Source organism: Streptomyces sp. CB02400, from assembly GCF_001905725.1.
Classification (GTDB): Bacteria; Actinomycetota; Actinomycetes; order Streptomycetales; family Streptomycetaceae; genus Streptomyces; species Streptomyces atrovirens.
Genome location: NZ_LIWB01000005.1, coordinates 470,086 through 486,542, shown reverse-complemented (window position 1 = coordinate 486,542; position 16,457 = coordinate 470,086). Strand labels below are relative to the sequence as shown.

General features: G+C 73.4%; 15 protein-coding genes, 1 tRNA gene and 1 other RNA gene. 6 read left to right on the top strand and 11 right to left on the bottom strand.

Annotated features, from left to right (window positions below; all coding sequences use genetic code 11):
- Window positions 1-22: 22 nt before the first annotated feature.
- The gene (locus tag AMK33_RS15840) at window positions 23-2,263 is read right to left on the bottom strand and encodes a DNA polymerase III subunit gamma and tau (protein ID WP_073933433.1); all 2,241 of its coding nucleotides are present in this window, start codon (window positions 2,261-2,263) and stop codon (window positions 23-25) included.
- A 50-nt stretch (window positions 2,264-2,313) separates the two neighbouring features.
- An RNA gene (gene ffs / locus AMK33_RS15835) (signal recognition particle sRNA small type) lies at window positions 2,314-2,408 on the bottom strand.
- Between the two features lie 74 nt (window positions 2,409-2,482).
- Here ffs and AMK33_RS15830 point away from each other — a divergent pair.
- Window positions 2,483-2,570: transfer RNA gene (locus AMK33_RS15830), tRNA-Ser, on the top strand.
- A gap of 113 nt (window positions 2,571-2,683) precedes the next feature.
- On the opposite strand, the gene gap is transcribed toward AMK33_RS15830, so the two are convergent.
- The gene (gap, locus tag AMK33_RS15825; protein ID WP_073933432.1) at window positions 2,684-3,682 is read right to left on the bottom strand and encodes a type I glyceraldehyde-3-phosphate dehydrogenase; all 999 of its coding nucleotides are present in this window, start codon (window positions 3,680-3,682) and stop codon (window positions 2,684-2,686) included.
- 121 nt (window positions 3,683-3,803) lie between these two features.
- Complete coding sequence (locus AMK33_RS15820) at window positions 3,804-4,760, bottom strand: GlxA family transcriptional regulator (RefSeq protein WP_073933431.1); 957 nt, start codon at window positions 4,758-4,760, stop codon at window positions 3,804-3,806.
- A gap of 409 nt (window positions 4,761-5,169) precedes the next feature.
- On the opposite strand from AMK33_RS15820, the gene AMK33_RS15815 reads away from it, so the two are divergent.
- A complete protein-coding gene (locus AMK33_RS15815; protein WP_073933430.1) occupies window positions 5,170-5,835 on the top strand; it encodes a maleylpyruvate isomerase family mycothiol-dependent enzyme in 666 nt (221 codons plus the stop codon).
- 28 nt (window positions 5,836-5,863) lie between these two features.
- On the opposite strand, the gene AMK33_RS15810 is transcribed toward AMK33_RS15815, so the two are convergent.
- The 6 genes from AMK33_RS15810 to AMK33_RS15785 form a co-directional block, all read right to left on the bottom strand.
- Window positions 5,864-6,433, bottom strand: coding sequence for a DM13 domain-containing protein (locus AMK33_RS15810; protein ID WP_073933429.1), 570 nt, complete (start codon window positions 6,431-6,433; stop codon window positions 5,864-5,866).
- A gap of 126 nt (window positions 6,434-6,559) precedes the next feature.
- Window positions 6,560-8,305, bottom strand: a complete 1,746-nt coding sequence (locus AMK33_RS15805; RefSeq protein WP_073933428.1) for a copper resistance CopC/CopD family protein — start codon at window positions 8,303-8,305, stop codon at window positions 6,560-6,562.
- 148 nt (window positions 8,306-8,453) lie between these two features.
- The gene (locus AMK33_RS15800) at window positions 8,454-9,221 is read right to left on the bottom strand and encodes an SDR family NAD(P)-dependent oxidoreductase (RefSeq protein WP_073933427.1); all 768 of its coding nucleotides are present in this window, start codon (window positions 9,219-9,221) and stop codon (window positions 8,454-8,456) included.
- Window positions 9,218-9,697 carry a cupin domain-containing protein gene (locus AMK33_RS15795; protein ID WP_073933426.1) on the bottom strand — a complete coding sequence of 160 codons (480 nt, stop codon included), beginning with the start codon at window positions 9,695-9,697 and terminating at the stop codon, window positions 9,218-9,220. Before AMK33_RS15795 ends, AMK33_RS15800 begins: the two co-directional genes overlap by 4 nt.
- Window positions 9,694-10,305, bottom strand: a complete 612-nt coding sequence (locus tag AMK33_RS15790) for a GNAT family N-acetyltransferase (RefSeq protein WP_073933425.1) — start codon at window positions 10,303-10,305, stop codon at window positions 9,694-9,696. Before AMK33_RS15790 ends, AMK33_RS15795 begins: the two co-directional genes overlap by 4 nt.
- On the bottom strand, window positions 10,298-12,796 hold the full coding sequence (locus AMK33_RS15785) for a penicillin acylase family protein (protein ID WP_158075125.1): 2,499 nt from the start codon (window positions 12,794-12,796) through the stop codon (window positions 10,298-10,300). Before AMK33_RS15785 ends, AMK33_RS15790 begins: the two co-directional genes overlap by 8 nt.
- Before the next feature lie 76 nt (window positions 12,797-12,872).
- On the opposite strand from AMK33_RS15785, the gene AMK33_RS15780 reads away from it, so the two are divergent.
- The 3 genes from AMK33_RS15780 to AMK33_RS15770 all read left to right on the top strand — a co-directional run bounded on the left by AMK33_RS15780 (window position 12,873) and on the right by AMK33_RS15770 (window position 15,092).
- Entirely contained in the window at window positions 12,873-13,595 is a 723-nt protein-coding gene (locus AMK33_RS15780) for a siderophore-interacting protein (protein WP_073933423.1), read from the top strand.
- A gap of 452 nt (window positions 13,596-14,047) precedes the next feature.
- Window positions 14,048-14,344, top strand: a complete 297-nt coding sequence (locus AMK33_RS15775; protein ID WP_004943146.1) for a type II toxin-antitoxin system VapB family antitoxin — start codon at window positions 14,048-14,050, stop codon at window positions 14,342-14,344.
- Window positions 14,345-14,480: 136 nt separating this feature from the next.
- Window positions 14,481-15,092: a LytR C-terminal domain-containing protein gene (locus tag AMK33_RS15770; RefSeq protein WP_073933422.1), complete on the top strand. Its 612-nt coding sequence runs from the start codon at window positions 14,481-14,483 to the stop codon at window positions 15,090-15,092.
- 58 nt (window positions 15,093-15,150) lie between these two features.
- On the opposite strand, the gene upp is transcribed toward AMK33_RS15770, so the two are convergent.
- Window positions 15,151-15,786 carry a uracil phosphoribosyltransferase gene (gene upp, locus AMK33_RS15765; RefSeq protein WP_030850262.1) on the bottom strand — a complete coding sequence of 212 codons (636 nt, stop codon included), beginning with the start codon at window positions 15,784-15,786 and terminating at the stop codon, window positions 15,151-15,153.
- Between the two features lie 137 nt (window positions 15,787-15,923).
- Between upp and AMK33_RS15760 the strand changes: the two genes are divergently transcribed.
- Window positions 15,924-16,133: a hypothetical protein gene (locus AMK33_RS15760; protein WP_073933421.1), complete on the top strand. Its 210-nt coding sequence runs from the start codon at window positions 15,924-15,926 to the stop codon at window positions 16,131-16,133.
- Window positions 16,134-16,457 lie beyond the last annotated feature (324 nt).

The following is a 16,457-nucleotide window of genomic DNA, read 5'->3' as shown; positions in this document are numbered from 1 at the left end:
GTTCGTGCGTTCCTCCGAACACCTAGTCGTTCGTGACCTCCTCGACGACCGTCGCGCCCAGCTCGCGGACGAGCAGGTCCTTCCCGGAGAGGGCGGACTCGTCCAGGTCGGGGTCGTCGTCCTCGGGAACGTCGTCCTCGGGCGAGACGGGCGGCGGCTCAGGGGCGGACGGGCGGGGCGCCGGGGCGGGTGCGGGCGGCGGGGTACTCGTCGGCTGCGCGGGTGCGGCGGCCGGGGCGCTCGCCTGGGGGGCGGAGGGCCGCTGACCGCCTCCGGGGCCGTCGTACCCGCCGCCACCGCCGTAGCCGCCGCCACCGCCGCCGTTACGGGCGCCGGCGGGTGGCCCGGCCGGGACCGCGGCCGGTGCCGCCATGCCCCCGCCACCACCCCCGCCGCCGGACGGGTCGACGACCGCCTCGATCTTCCACTGCACGTTGAACTGCTCGGCCAGCGCCTGACGCAGTACGTCCTCGCTGCCGCTGCTGAGGAAGTTGTCCCGCGCGCCGGCGTTCACGAAGCCGATCTGGAGGATCGTGCCGTCGAAGCCGGTCACCTGGGCGTTCTGGCTGAGCAGGATCCAGGTGAAGCGACGACGGTTCTTGACCGTTTCCAGGATGTTCGGCCAGAGCATGCGGGGGTCGAGCCCACCGCCGCCACCGCCCGAGGGCGCGGGCGCGGGGGCCGCCTGGGGGGCGGCAGGTGGGGGCGCGGGGGCGCCGACCGGGGCCGAGGCCGAGGACTGGGCCCCGCCCGCCGGGGCGGCCGTGGGCCAGCCGCCCGGCCGGCGGCCGCCACCGGCGGAGGCGGCGGTGGGCCAGGCACCGGGGGCGCTGGGAGCACCGGGCGCGGGCGGAGCCTCGGACGGCACCGGGGCGGCGGGCGCCGGGGGCTGCTGAACCTGCGGGACGGGGGGAGCGGGCGCGGGAGCGGGGGCGGACGGCGCCGGAACAGGAGCGGGACCGGGCCCTCGTACCGCCGCACGGGCGGCAGCGGGACCGCCCCCCGGCTCGACGAAGCCCTGCCCCGGCGCCCCCCCGTGGGCCTCCGGCCCGGGTACGTACGCCACGGCGGGCATGCCGGCACCGGCGCCGCCCGCGGAGAAGTTCACCCCGCGCTCGATCCGGTCCAGCCGGGCCATGACCGAGCGCTCGTCGCCGTAGGCGGCGGGCAGCAGTACGCGGGCGCAGATCAGCTCGAGCTGGAGGCGCGGCGAGTTGGCGCCGCGCATCTCGGTGAGCCCCTCGTTGACGAGGTCGGCGGCGCGGCTCAGCTCGGCGGCCCCGAAGGTGCCGGCCTGTGCCTGCATCCGCTCGATCACGTCGGCGGGGGCGTCGATGAGCCCCTTCTCTGCGGCGTCGGGCACGGCGGCGAGGATGACGAGGTCCCGCAGCCGCTCCAGCAGATCGGCGACGAACCGCCGCGGGTCATTACCCCCCTCGATCACCCGGTCGACGATCTCGAAGGCGGCGGCACCGTCACCGGTCGCGAAGGCCTCGACGACGGAGTCGAGCAGCGAGCTGTCCGTGTACCCCAGCAGGGAGGTGGCCATGGCATACGTCACACCGTCCTCACCCGCACCGGCGAGGAGCTGGTCCATGACGGACATCGAGTCACGCACGGACCCGGCACCGGCCCGCACGACGAGCGGCAGCACGCCCTCGTCGACGGGGATGTCCTCCTTGCCGCACACCTCACCGAGGTAGTCCCGCAGGGTGCCGGGCGGCACCAGCCGGAACGGGTAGTGGTGCGTACGCGACCGGATGGTCCCGATGACCTTCTCGGGCTCGGTGGTGGCGAAGATGAACTTCAGGTGCTCCGGTGGCTCCTCGACGACCTTGAGCAGCGCGTTGAAACCGGCCGGCGTGACCATGTGGGCCTCGTCGATGATGTAGATCTTGTAGCGGCTGCCCGCGGGCCCGAAGAACGCCTTCTCGCGCAGGTCACGGGCGTCGTCCACACCACCGTGGGAAGCGGCGTCGATCTCGATGACGTCGATCGAACCCGGTCCGTTGCGCGCGAGGTCACGGCAGGACTGGCACTCCCCGCACGGCGTCGGGGTCGGGCCCTGCTCGCAGTTCAGGCACCGCGCCAGGATCCGCGCGCTGGTCGTCTTGCCGCACCCGCGCGGACCGCTGAACAGGTACGCGTGATTGACCCGGTTGTTCCGCAGCGCCTGCTGCAGCGGGTCGGTGACATGCTCCTGCCCGATGACCTCGGCGAAGGACTCCGGGCGGTAGCGGCGGTACAACGCGAGAGACGACACGCATACGAGGTTATAGGCGTCCACTGACAACCGGCCCGTACGCCCGGAACACAGGCGCCCCCCACGCACCCGCCAGAGCCGACCTACCCTTGCTGCCTTCCGGCCCTGGGGGAGTTCAATCAGATAGCGCCGCGTGAGGGGCTACGCCAGAGGCTACCCCATGTCGCGGGCGAGGAACGAGTTCGCGAGCACTCCTCTCGGTCATGTAATGTTCCCACCGGAGGATTCGCCTAGAGGCCTAGGGCGCACGCTTGGAAAGCGTGTTGGGGGCAACCCCTCACGAGTTCGAATCTCGTATCCTCCGCCAGTGCCTCACCGGGCACGTTGTCGAAGGGCCCCCTGGAAACAGGGGGCCCTTCGACGTGTACGGTCGCGGTTCCGGAAGCGGACGGCGGAACGGGGCCGCCCTGCTCCCTCCCGTCAGCGGGTGGCGAGGAGCCCGAGCGTGTCGATCACCCGGTTCGAGAAGCCCCACTCGTTGTCGTACCAGGCGACCACCTTGACGTGACGGCCGTCGACACGGGTGAGGGCCGAGTCGAAGATCGACGAGGCAGGATTGCCCGTGATGTCGGACGACACGAGCGGGTCCTCCGAGTACTCGAGGACGCCGGCGAGCGGGCCTTCCGCCGCCGCGCGGTACGCCGCCAGCACCTCGTCGCGCGTCACGTCGCGGGCGACGGTCGTGTTGAGTTCGACGATCGAGCCCACCGGAACCGGCACCCGGATCGAGTCGCCCGACAGCTTGCCGTCGAGGTTCGGCAGCACCAGACCGATCGCCTTGGCGGCACCCGTCGTGGTCGGCACGATGTTGACGGCGGCGGCACGGGCGCGGCGGGCGTCGCGGTGCGGACCGTCCTGCAGGTTCTGCTCCTGCGTGTAGGCGTGCACCGTCGTCATGAAGCCGTGCTCGATGCCGGCGAGCTCGTCGAGCACCGCGGCCAGCGGCGCGAGCGCGTTGGTCGTGCACGAGGCGTTCGAGACGATCGTGTGCACGTCCGGGTCGTACGCGCCGGTGTTGACCCCGAACGCGAGCGTGACGTCGGCGCCGTCCGACGGCGCACCGACGAGCACCTTCTTCGCGCCGGCGTCGAGGTGGGCACGGGCGGCCTTGGCCGACGTGAAGCGGCCGGTCGCCTCGAGCACGATGTCCACGCCGAGCTCGGCCCAGGGCAGCCGCGCCGGTTCGCGCTCGGCGAGCACCTTGATGCGACGGCCGTCGACGACGAGGGCGTCCCCGTCTGCGGTCACCGGGCGGCCGAGCCGGCCGGCCGTCGTGTCGTAGGCGAGCAGCCGGGCGAGGGTGGCGGGCTCCGTGAGGTCGTTCACGGCGACGATGTCGAGGTCGCTGTCGCGTTCGAGCAGTGCGCGCAGCACATTGCGTCCGATGCGGCCGAATCCGTTGATCGCGATGCGCGTCATGAGGGGTGTCCCTTCGGTCCCTGTGATCCCTGCGGTTCGCCACCAGCGTCGCGTGCGGCGTCCGCCCGTGACAGCGGCGCGATCGCCATGGTTCAAAAGGATCGCGCCACGTGCCGACGGGCTACTCGCCCTGGGCGAAAGTGCGCCGGTACTCGCTCGGCGTGGTGCCGAGGATGTGCTGGAAGTGCAGCCGCAGATTCGCGCCGGTGCCCAGACCGACGTCGGCGGCGATCTGCTCCACGCTCCGCTGCGAACGCTCGAGCAGCTCACGGGCCACGTCGACGCGGGCGCGCATGACCCACTGCATCGGCGTGTACCCCGTGTCCTCGACGAAGCGCCGCGACAACGTGCGCGGCGAGACCCCCGCATGCCGCGCGAGCACCTCGAGGGTGAGGGACTCGCCGAGCCGGTGCAGCGCCCACTCGCGGGTGGCGGCGAACCGCTCGCCGAGCGGCTCGGGCACGCTGCGCGGTACGTACTGCGCCTGGCCGCCGCTGCGGTAGGGGGCCGCGACCAGGCGCCGGGCCGCGTGGTTCGACGCGGCCACTCCGAGGTCGCCGCGCAGGATGTGCAGGCACAGGTCGATGCCCGAGGCGGCGCCCGCCGACGTCAGCACGCTGCCCTCGTCGACGAACAGGACGTTCTCGTCGACCCGGACGAGCGGATGCTTCGCCGCGAGCGCCCGCGTGTAGTGCCAGTGCGTCGTGGCGCGTCTGCCGTCGAGCAGGCCCGTGGCGGCGAGCGCGAAGGCGCCCGTCGAGATGGCGGCGAGCCGCGTGCCCCGGGCGTGGGCCGCGATCAGCGCGTCGACGACGGCCCCCGGCGGGTCGTCGCGGTCCGGGAACCGGTAGCCGGGGATGAAGACGATGTCGGCCCACGCGAGCGCGTCGAGACCGTGGGCGACGTAGTACGACAGCCCGTCGCCACCGGTCACCAGCCCGGGCGCCGCCCCGCACACACGCACCTCGTACGGCATGCTCGCGCGGGTCGTGAAGACCTGCGCGGGAATACCGACGTCGAGCGGCTTCGCCCCCACGAGCACGAGAACGGCGACACGATGCAGGCGGGAGGACGGCACGGGGACAGGGTACGGGGGAGCGCGGGGCCGGACCTTTCGTCCGGGAGCCCCTCACCCGCCGCCTACGGGACAAGCTGCCACCCGTGCCTACGCCGTCCACGGCTCGACACTCCCGAACCCCGCTTCCACGGCCGCCTCATGCCGGAGCGCACCGAGTGCGGCGCGACCGGCCGCCCTGCCGCCTTCATCGGCGGCCTGTGCCGGGGCTGCCGTACCGTCGCGCCGGGCCACAGCGCGCAAGGCACCCCCACGAGGCAGCCGCACCGCCCGCGCCGCCGCCCTCGCCCGCGAAGCCGTACTCGCCGTCCGCGACCACCGCAAACCGGTCACGTACCGTCAGGCCTCGGGCTCGCGGACAAAGATCGCTCATGAACGATGACTTTGCTCCGAGGTAAGGGTCTTCCTTCGTATGACTGATCCGGCACTGACAGCAGACCGCCATCGTGAGACCGGGGTCTGGCCCTTGATCCGCGCCGAACGGGCGGCGCTGGCGGCCGATCTCGCGGGGCTGACGGACGAGCAGTGGACGACGCCCTCGCTCTGCGACGGTTTGACGGTACGTGAGGTGCTGGCGCACCTGACCGCGGGCGCGAGTCTCGACACCGTGCGCTGGCTGGCGGGTGTGATCCGCTGCCGGTTCGACTTCGACAAGCAGGTGGCCGTGCGGCTGGCCGAGCAGCTCGGCGCGACCCCGGGCGAGACCCTCGGGCGTTTCCGGCGCGTCGTCCCGAGCACGACCAAGCCTCTCCTGCCCGCCATCGCCATGCTGGGCGAGACGGTCGTGCACGGGGAGGACATCCGGCGTCCGCTGGGCATCCGCCGCGACCATCCGATCGACGTCGTCACGGAGACGGCCGAGTACTACCAGGGCACGGATCTCGTGGTCGTCGCCAAGGGACGCATCGGGGGCCTGAGACTCGTGGCGGACGACGGCCCGTTCGCGACCGGTTCCGGGCCTCTCGTGTCCGGCCCCACCTTGGCCCTGATCATGGCCATGACCGGGCGCGCGGCGTACTGCGACGATCTCGAAGGCGACGGTGTGGAACTCCTCCGCAGTCGCTGCGGGACGGCGTGACGCGGTGTCGTGACGTCCGGCCCGGCCGTCAGGCGCGGGTGAGTTCCGCCGCTCCGAAGGAGACGTCGAAGCGGTCGCACCAGATGCTGACGCTGGTGTAGCGGGACGGGTCGATGTCCTCGGGCACGGCGTAGTTCTGGCTGCCCTTGTTGCCCTTGAGCTTGCCGAGGCTGACGTACCGGCCGTCGTCGAAGACGTGCCAGCCGGCGCGTCCTTCCTTCACCGGCGCGTCGGTCAGCCACACGTGCAGGTCGGGACCGTTGCTGGTGTCGAGCCCTTCCAGGCGCACCACATGACTGCCGTCGGACAGCCGCACGAACTTCACCGTGCCGGACGTCGCGTGCTCGTGGCTGATCAACTCGCCGCTCGCCAGCGTCGCCGGGCCGGCCGGAGGCGGGGTGGACTCCGCCCCGGACGGTCCCCCGGCAGGCGGTGTCGAGACGGCTGCCGGCGCCTCGGGCAGCGCCTCCTGCACCGTCTCGTCCTGCCACAGCTTCCACGGCTGGAACCAGTACAGCCCGAAGCCTGCCCCGGCGACCGCCACCATCAGCACCCCGACCGTCCACGGCCTGACCAGCGCGCTCCGCACCCGTCCCATGTCCTTCGCCTTCCTGGGGATCACCTGTCTCGGCTCCCATCCAACGGGGCGGACCGGCCGTCCGGAACAGCGTGGCGGATGACGAAATCCTTACGTGTCACGCGTCATTGACGGCCCGGCACGTGTTCAGCGGGTGATCTCCACCTGCCGCGTCCCGCTCACCTGGTCCACCTCGGAGACCCGGATCGTCAGTTTCATCGTCCAGGTGCCTTCGAGGGGGAGGTCGAGGTCGTTGGTGGCCCAGTAGCCGCCTCGGTCGGTCAGTTTCGCGTCGATGGGGCCGATGTCCTTCGCCGCGAGGGTGAAGGAGGCACGGAGTTCCGGTACGGAGGTCAGGGCGCCCCGGGGGCCGAAGACCACCGCCTGGAGGCCGTTCTCGCCCACCCGGCCCGGGTCCATCGTGAGCTGCACCGTGCCCCGGCCGCCGGGGGTGCCCACGTCGTAGGGGACCGTGAACGCCTCCGCGCCGGGGAGGCCGGCCACCTGCGGCTCGGGGGCCTTGGCCGCCTCCGCCTCCGCGCGGGCGGGGAGGGTGCCGGTCAGCACCGTGGTGACCAGCAGGACGACCACCGCCACGACGACTTCGGCGAGTACGGAGCGGCGCAGGGCTCGGCGGTGGCGGTCCCCCGGTTCGTCCGTCGGTGAGATCACTGGCCTTGGCTCCGGAGGGGCTCCGGGCGCGCCCACCAGTTCCGGTACGCGTTCCTCCACCGTCGCCGGTGTCGCCAGAAGGGCCGTCCAGCGGCGGGACAGGGCCGCCGCCAACAGCAGGAAGAGCGTCGCGGCGAGTTTGACGGTCAGGGTCCGGCCGTACGACGTCTCCGTGAGGGCGGACCAGGAGCCGAGGCCGCGCCAGGACTGGTAGACGCCGGTGACGACGAGGACGGTCACCGAGGCGAGGGCCAGGCGGGAGAAGCGCGTGACCGTGGCGGTCGGCGGCGGGGTCTTCGCGCGGTGGAGGGTGAGGAGGAGGGCGGCCAGGCCGCCGAGCCAGCACGCCGTCGCCAGCAGGTGGAGCACGGACGACGTCATGGCCGACGGGACCTGGATACCGGCGGAGGCGTGTTCGGCCGCCGCCCAGGTCAGGGCCAGGGCGATCGCGATCGCCGCGCCGGCCGGCAGGCGGGTCCGCGGGTCGCGGCGCCTCAGGAGCGGTACGAGAAGCGCTGCCACCAGCAGCAGGGCCAGGCGGGTCAGCAGGGCGATGCCCGGGCGGCCGGTGAGGGTGTCGGTGAACGCCGAGAGGTCGAGGGCGGTCGCCGGTGAGGTGCCGTTCTCGTACGGGGCGCGCAGGACGAGCAGGGCGGTCGTGGCCGTCAGCAGGGTCCACCAGCCGGTGAGCAGCGGCAGCCGCAGCGGGGCGGGGTCCGGTGGCCGGCACAGCGCCGCGAACGCCGCCGTGCCGATGAGCAGCGCGGCGGCGATGTACGCGAGGTAGCGGCCGGTGTCGTAGAGGCTCTTGGTGACCGGGTGCTCGGCGTGGTCCGCGGGGGCGGCGGGCGGGGTGGGCGAGGGTGTGCCGATGGAGAAGGTGAAGGCGCCGGAGACCGGGTGGCTGTCGGCGGAGACGACCCGCCAGGCCACCGTGTACGTGCCGTCGGCGAGACCGCCGGGCAGGTCCGCGCGGGCGGTGTCGGAGGCGCCGTCCGCGTGCTGCGGCTCGCCCAGGTGGACCCGGCGGTTGTCGGGGCCGTAGACACGGAAGGAGTCGTCGAGCAGGCCGACGGACTCCGTGAAGGTCAGGGTGAGGTGGCGGGGCGCGGACTTGACGACGCTTCCGCCCTCGGGGTCGCTGCCGCGGAGGGCGGCGTGGGCGCTCGCCGGGGCCGCGCCGCCGAGGACGAGCAGGACCAGCAGGGCGCCCAGCAGCACCAGCCCTTGAAGTCGCCGGGGTCCGCGACTGTTCGGGGTTCCGTGTCGTCCGCCATCGTCCGCCGCCTCGCTCCGCCGTCGCTCCACGTCGTACCCGCCTCCCGGCCGTCCCGCTCCGGGTTACGTACGGATGGCGGGCCCGGTGTGCTCACCAGGTCGGCCGGGCCGTGGCTCCCCCGTCCACCACCAGGTCGTGGCCGGTCACCCAGGACGCGAGCCGGGAGGCGAGGAACACGCAGGCGTCGCCGATGTCCTCCGGGCGGCCGAGCCGGCCCACGGCGGACGCCTGCCGCCAGCGTCGTACGCCCTCGGGCCAGGCGTCGGCCAGGCCCTCCCGGTCGATCAGGCCGGGCGAGACCGTGTTGACGCGCACGCCCCACGGGCCGTACTCCTGGGCCGCCGCGCGGGCGTGCGCCACCACCGCCGCCTTGGAGGCGGTGTAGTGGGCGTGGCCGGGCGCCGGGATGTGGGCCTCGACGGAGGCGATGTGGGTGATGGTTCCTCCGGCGTCCCGCATCAGCTCCGCCGCCGCCTGGGTGCAGGCGAAGACGGTGGTCAGGTTGGTGTCCACGACCGTGCGCCATTCGGCCGCCGTCATTCCGGCGAGCTCCTGGACCGGCTGGACGCCGGCGTTGTTGACGAGCGCGGTCAGCCGGCCGCCGAGCCGGTCGGCCGCCTCGGCCACCACGCGGTGGCAGGCGTCCTCGTCGGTGAGGTCGGCCTGGAGGACGACGGCCTCGCCGCCCGACTCCCGGATGCGGTCGGCGGTCTCCCGCGCGGAGGCCGTCGCCGTACGGCAGTGCAGCGCGACGGCCGCGCCCTCCTCGGCGAACCGCCGCGCGACGCCCCGGCCGATACCGCCGCCCGCGCCGGTGACCAGGGCGACCTGGCCGTCGAGCAGACCCTTTTGGCTCATGGACGGCAGAGTTCCACGATGAGTGCCGCCCGGTCCGGGTAGCGCGCCGTCAGTTCCGCCGCGTCGCCGTGCTCGTAGCCCTCGTAGGTGAAGCCGGGTGCCATCGTGCAGCCGAACAGCGTCCAGGCGCCGCCCGCCGCCACCCGCGCGCCCATCCAGGTGCCGGCCGGGACGGTGAGCTGGAGGTGCTGGCCGCCGAGGACGTCCGGGCCGAGCACGGGGGTACGGGCGGTGCCGTCGGGGGCGAGGAGGAGCAGGTGGAGCGGGTCGCCGAGGTGGAAGTGCCAGATCTCGTCGGCGGGCAGGCGGTGCAGGGCGGAGAAGTCACCGGGGGCGTCGGTGAGCAGGGCGATGATGGCGGTGCCCTCGGGGCGGCCGTCGGGGCGTGCGGGACCGGCCCAGGTCTGCCGGAACCGGCCGCCCTCGCGGGGGATCGGCTCCAGTCCGTAGTGGGCGACGAAGTCGTCGGGGGTCACCCGCCGAAGGCTACCTCGCGGGTGAGGAAGGCGAGTTGTGCCTTCTTCTCGGGCAGGTACACGTCCGGGAGGTCGATCTCCGGGAGTACGACCACGGGGCCGGCGGTGAAACCCTGCTTGAGGAAGCGGGCGACGGCCTTCTCGTTGGCCACGTCCGGGTCGACCACTATGCGCTTCCGGTCGAGGCCGAGCAGGACGTACGCGGTCAGGACGCCCGTCAGAGCGGCGGTCCAGCCGGGGCGCGGACTCCCGGTTCCGGTGGCGGGGGCGAGCAGCAGGTGGACGCCGATGTCGCCGGGTTCGACGGGGTAGCAGTCGCCCACGCGGTCGGCCTCCGGTTCGTACGTCTGGAGCAGCGCGGCGGGTTCGCCGTCCTTGAGGACGAGGTACGCGTGGTGGGTGTCGAGGGTGTCCATGTGGGCGTAGATCTCGGCGACCCGCTGTGCGGTGAGGCCGTTCATGCCCCAGAAGACGGCGCGTTCCTCGCTCACCCAGCGGTGCAGGAGGGGTGCGTCGGCGGCCGGGTCCAGCGGCAGGACGCGTACGGTGCCGAAGCCGTCGACCGCCTGCTCGTGGACGGCGGCGCGGGAGGCGTACGGGTCAGACATCGGTCTCCTTCTTCAGCTGTGCCCAGTCGGTGAGGACCGGGGCCAGGTCTCCGGCGAGCCACAGGGGCTGCTGGTCTCGGTGGTGGGGTGAGCCGGGTACGCCGGACGCGCCCAGCGGCACCACCCAGCGGCTGTTCTCCCGGTCGGCCAGGTCCCAGACGTAGCGGGCGGCCGGGCCGCGCGCGGCGAGGTCGGTGAGACCAGGCACGGGGGAGGTGCACAGCACGCAGTCGTGGTCGCCGGAGAGGCCGGGTTCGTCGTACGGCGTGGTCGGCGGCAGCGCCCGCCAGGGGGCCAGGCGGTGGGTGTCGCCCCAGGTGCCGGCGGGCGGCCGGGCGGCCACCTCCTCCAGCGCCGCGCGGACCACCGCCGGGCGGTCGACGCCGAACAGTTCCTCGGCGGAGAGGAGGTGTTCGAGGGCGTGGCCGACGCGGGGGACGAGGGCGAGCCAGGGGCGGAAGACCTCGGGGTACGGGGGTGGCGTGGCGGCCGCGGCGAAGGCGGGGTGAGCGGCGAGCCGCCGCACGACGGCGCCCCGCACGGCCGCGAAGAGCGCCGCGTCGGCACTGTCCGCGTCCATCCGACGGTCCCATTGGAGGAGACGGTCGCGCAGGGTGGCGGCGGGGGTGGAGAGGGGGCCGCTGGTGGCCGGGTCGCCGAGCGGGGCGGCAGGAGCGCTCACGCCCGAGCCGTCACTCCCGGCAACAGGGCCGCCCGAGCCGTCGACCGCGGCAGCGGCAGCGGCAGCGGCAGCGGCAGCGAGGGCAGGGGCGCTCAGGTCGGCGGAGGGACCACTCGACGCCGAGTCGTCGAGCGGGGCGGCAGGAGCGCTCACGCCCGAGCCGTCACTCCCGGCAACAGGGCCGCCCGAGCCGTCGACCGCGACCGCGGCAGCGGCAGCGGGGGCGTTCGGCGTGGGGCCGTCGAGGGTGGCGAGGAGGTTCAGGAGGGGGGTGGCGGAGGCGAGGTGGGTGTCCATGTGGATGGCGGACATGTCGGCGGCGGACCAGCGGGTCTGCCGGGCCAGCAGGGCGGTGATGCGGTCGGCGCGGTGCGGCGGGGCGAACTCGACGCCCAGCGGGGTCGCCGGGCCGCGCTGGTTCGCCATGACCGCGACACCGTCGGTCAGTCCGGCGCGCGGCGGCTCGTGCCAGCCCCGCCACTCGTGGCCGGGTTCCCATGCGGGCACCAGGCGGGTCCCGTTCGCCTCGGAGCGGACCGGGACCCGGCCGGCCACCCGGTGCAGGGTGCCGCCCTCGGTGTCGGCGGCCATGACCACGTTGACCGGCTCGGCCCACAGGTCGACGGCCCGGTCCACGTCGGCGGTCCGGCGGGCCCGCAGCAGCGGCAGCAGGGCGCCGAAGCCGAGGTCGCCGGTGACGCGGGGCGGGTAGCGCAGGGCGACGGCGAGCGGGGGCTCACCGGGCTCGGGCACGCCGTCGTCGAGGCCCTCGGGGCCACCGATGACGACGGGGCCGCGGTCGGTCTCGATGACCTCGACCTCGACCGGTTCCTCGCCCGCCACCTCGACGGTCTCGGTGTGCCGGGCGGCACGGTGCCACGTCCCGTCCGGGCCGAGCGCCTCCACCCCGGCGCCGGTGCGCCGCAGCCGCTCGCGGTAGAGGTCCTGGTAGTCGGCCATGGCGTTGGTGATGGCCCAGGCGACCGTGCCGGTGTGGCCGAAGTGGGCGATGCCGGGGACGCCGGGCACGGCGAGGCCGACGACGTCGAACTCCGGGCAGGACAGGCGGATCTGCTGGTAGACGCCGGGGTCCTCGATGAAGCGGTGCGGGTCCCCGGCGATGACCGCGTGCCCGGTGGTCGTACGGCCCCCGGCGACCATCCAGCCGTTGCTGCCGGCGGTGCCGGGACCGTCGGAGGCGAACAGGCCCACGGCGTCCGCTCCGAGGTGGGCGGTGACGTGCGCCCGCCAGAGCTTGGCGGGGAAGCCGGCGAACAGGATGTGGGTGGAGAGCCAGACCGCGAGCGGGGTCCAGGGCTCCCAGCGACCGGGACGAAGGCCCGCGCGGGCGAACTCGGGGGCGGCCTCGGACACCGGGCCCCCGCTGCCGGCCTGCCCGGCCGGGGCCCCGGCGGGGTGGTCCGCCGAGCCGGTCCCGCTCACGGCGGAGCTGCCGTCCGACGCGGGCGCCGGGCCGGAGTCCGTCTCACCGGCGGATGCCAGGCCCTCGTTCACACCGGACACGTACGCCCGTACCCACTCCGCCGTTTCCGGGTCCGTCCGCTGCAGTTCGGTCCAGCAGTGGCGGGCCGTGTCGGCCAGGCGGGCGCGGCGGGCGAAACGGTCCCAGGGAAGTGCCTCGGGGCCGAGGAACGAGGCCGAGGTGCCCTGCGCGCGGTGCCGTTCGACCTCGAGTTGCCAGGCCCGGTCGAGGGCGGTGACCCGGCCCTGGGCGTACGCGAGCTCGTTCGCGCTCCCCGCGCGCAGATGGGGGACGCCCCAGGGGTCCCGGAAGATCTCGCCACCCACTGTGCCCTCATTTCCCATTAGGTTAGGCTCCCCTAAGTGAACCGTGGCGAAATCGTACGCGAAGGGTGAAGACACGATGGGGCAGGGGCGGGGTTGGGAGGGCGCGGTCCTCAAACTGTTCCGCGCGAAGGACTTCACGTTCACCGTGACCGGCGCGGAGGACGTCACCGCCGACTACCGGCGGGTGCGCTTCACCGACGGCGGGATGCTGGCGGCGACCGGTGTCCACCCGACGATGTGGGTGCGGCTGTGGTTCGACAACGCGGGCAAGCCGCACCAGCGGGCGTACACCCTGGTCGACCCCGACCCGGCGGCCGGCACCTTCAGCCTGGAGTTCGCCCTGCACGAGGGGTGCGCCAGCGACTGGGCCAGGGCGGCGAAGCCCGGCGACACCATCGAGGCGACCGTGCAGGGCACGGGGTTCGAGGAGCCGGACCCCGGCCCCTCCCACATCGTCGCGATCGGCGACCCGGCCTCGCTGCCGGCCATCAACTCGCTGCTCGGCGCGCTGGGTGCGGCTCCGGCGACCGTCTGGTTCGAGGGCACCCTCGACGGGCTGCCCTTCCGGGCCGAACCCGACCGGATCGAGGTGCGCGAGGTGCCCCGGTCGGGGGCCGGGGCGGCGCTGCTCGAACAGGTCCGGACCGACCTGCCCGAGCTGCTGCGGTCCACCCCCGACCCGTACGTGTGGATCGCCTGCGACACCGCGACCACCCGCGCGCTGTCGGCGTTCGTACGCAAGGAACTGGACGTGCCGAAGCAGCGGGTGCACGCACTGGGGTACTGGCGCGCGAACTGAGCCGGAACGCGGTCGGCTCGCCGCGGACGATCCGGCCGCACACGAGATCGCGGCGTACGCCCCGAGGCGTTCGCCGCGTGCCGGTACCTCGCGGAGCACTACGACGATGCCGCCGAAGCCGTCCGCCGGGACGCCGCCGACGGCGGGGAGCCGCCGGGACGACCGGAGGAACCCCCGGCTTCGGCAAGCGACCCGGCACGCGTCCCACAGCCCGGCGAGAGGCCGCAGCAACGGCCGCGAGGGATTCCGGGAAGCGGACGGAAGCCTCCCTCAGTCCTCAGGGAGGGCGGAAGAACGGCCGGGGGTCTCGGAAGCGGTGGTCGATGGCTCGGTCCCGTGATCGGTCATATCAGATCACCATCCCGTTTCGCCCCGTATTCGGGTGCCTTTTCCGGCGTCGCACTGCGTCGCCATGGCTGCGCCCGGAACGCGTTGACCGGTAGGCTTTCCGTGTGATCTTCAAGCGCATCGGAAACGGCCGGCCGTACCCCGACCACGGCCGGGAGAGCACCCGGCAGTGGGCGGACGTCGCGCCGCGCCCGGTCCGCCTCGATCAGCTCGTGACGACCAAGCAGCAGCTCGACCTCGAGACCCTCCTCGCCGAGGACTCGACCTTCTACGGCGACCTCTTCGCGCACGTCGTGAAGTGGCAGGGCGATCTGTACCTGGAGGACGGGCTGCACCGCGCGGTGCGGGCCGCGCTCCAGCAGCGCCAGGTGCTGCACGCCCGCGTCCTCGAACTGGACTGACGCTCGACCGGCGTCCCCCCGCGCGGCCCGGTTTGACCCTTTCGGGTCGGGCTGCGCCCAGTCGGATGATCATCTGGTATGCATTGCCGCCCGAGCGCACTACGCTGCGCCCATGAGCATGCTCACTCCACCCGGCATGGGCGGCCAGTACCGGATCACGGGTGACAAGTACCCGCGGATGCGCCGGCCCCGGCGGCGCGGCAGGCTCGTCGTCCTGACCGTCGCCTCCGCAGCCGTGCTCGGCGTGGGCGGCTGGGGCACGCTCCAGCTCATCGACGTGTTCACCGGCGGCGGCGGCTCCGCTTCCGCGAACGGCACCAAGGCGGCCTGCGCCGACACGGTGAGCCGTACGACCGTCCCGAAGGCGCTGCCCCGGCCCGGGACGATCACGGTCAACGTCCTCAACGCCACGACCCGCAGCGGACTCGCCCAGAAGACCGCCGACGAGCTGAAGAAGCGCGGCTTCAAGATCGGCGAGATCGGCAACGCGACCAAGGAGTACGACAAGAAGGTCAAGGGCACCGGCGTGCTCCTCGGGCCCGCCGCCGCCCTCGACACCTCGCTGCCGGTGCTCGGCACCCAGCTCGCCGACGCCGAACGCCGTACCGACCCCGCCCGCAAGGGCACCGAGGTCGACCTGATCATCGGCGACGGATTCAACACCCTGACGACGAAGGCGGACGCCGACCGGGCCCTGACCGCACTGGCCGAACCCAAGGCGACGCCCGCCTCGAAGAAGAACTGCTGAACCGAAGAAGAGCTACGAAGAGCCGGAGAAGAGCTACTGAGCCGCGGGGGCGCGGGGCCTACTCCGCCGCCCCGTACATCCGGTCCCCCGCGTCACCGAGGCCCGGCACGATGTAGCCGTGCTCGTTGAGCCGCTCGTCGACCGACGCCGTCACGACCGTCACCGGGGTGCCGGCCAGCTCGCGCTCCATGATCTCGACGCCCTCGGGCGCGGCCAGCAGCACCACGGCGGTCACATCGTCCGCGCCGCGCCGGATCAGCTCCTGGATCGCCGCGACCAGCGTGCCGCCGGTGGCGAGCATCGGGTCCAGGACGTAGACCTGACGCCCGGAGAGGTCCTCCGGCATCCGGGTGGCGTACGTCGATGCCTGCAGCGTCTCCTCGTTGCGGATCATGCCGAGGAAGCCCACCTCGGCGGTCGGCAGCAGCCGGACCATGCCGTCCAGCATGCCGAGACCGGCCCGCAGGATCGGCACCACCAGCGGGCGCGGGTGGGAGAGCTTGACACCCGTGGTCCGCTCGACCGGCGTCTGGATGTCGACCTGTTCGGTGCGCACGTCGCGCGTGGCCTCGTAGGCGAGCAGGGTGACCAGCTCGTCGGCGAGACGGCGGAAGGTCGCGGAGTCGGTGCGCTGGTCGCGCAGCGTGGTGAGCTTGTGGGCGACCAGGGGGTGGTCGACGACGTGGAGACGCATGGCGTCAACATTAACCGGGCCCGGCAGGCCCGGCGTCCCCGCGCACGGCAAGCCCCCCGTGCGCCCATCACTCGTTCGCTGGCGTCAAACCGCCCGTCCGGGGGAAGGTGGGAGGGACGGACTGGGGTGGTGAACCGATGCCTGAGCAGGACAACCGAGACGATCCGTCGCCGCGCGGGACACCCGATCCGGCAGGGACGGAGACGGAGGCCGAGCGGCGGCGCCGACGCGCCCGGTTCCTGCGCGACCTCGCCGAGGCCCGGGAACTGCGCGACCGGGTCCAGCCGCGCCGCGCCAAGGCCGCCCGGCTGCGCCACGCGATGCGCATGCGCACCTTCCGCTGGTAGCCGGCACCGGATTCCGCCGACAGGCCGCACCGGGTTCCGCCGACAAGCCGCACCGGAGAAAATCGCACCCGGCCGCGGGAAGATCGCGCCACGCGCACACGTTTGCCGAAGTGCCCGTGCGGGGAAGGCGCGTGAGTCCGCGTACGATCCGCACGTGGCGGCAAGGAGTGCGCTGGTGAGTCCTTCGTGGGCGCACTCGGCGTACTGCGATCAAAATGCCGGACACAGGGAGCCGAAGACGTCCCCTGATGGCCTTGTTTCTGCCACGATTCCGAGTGGGTGGGGCTCGGAGCGCCGTCTCCCCGCCCGCAACACCTCCGCCGG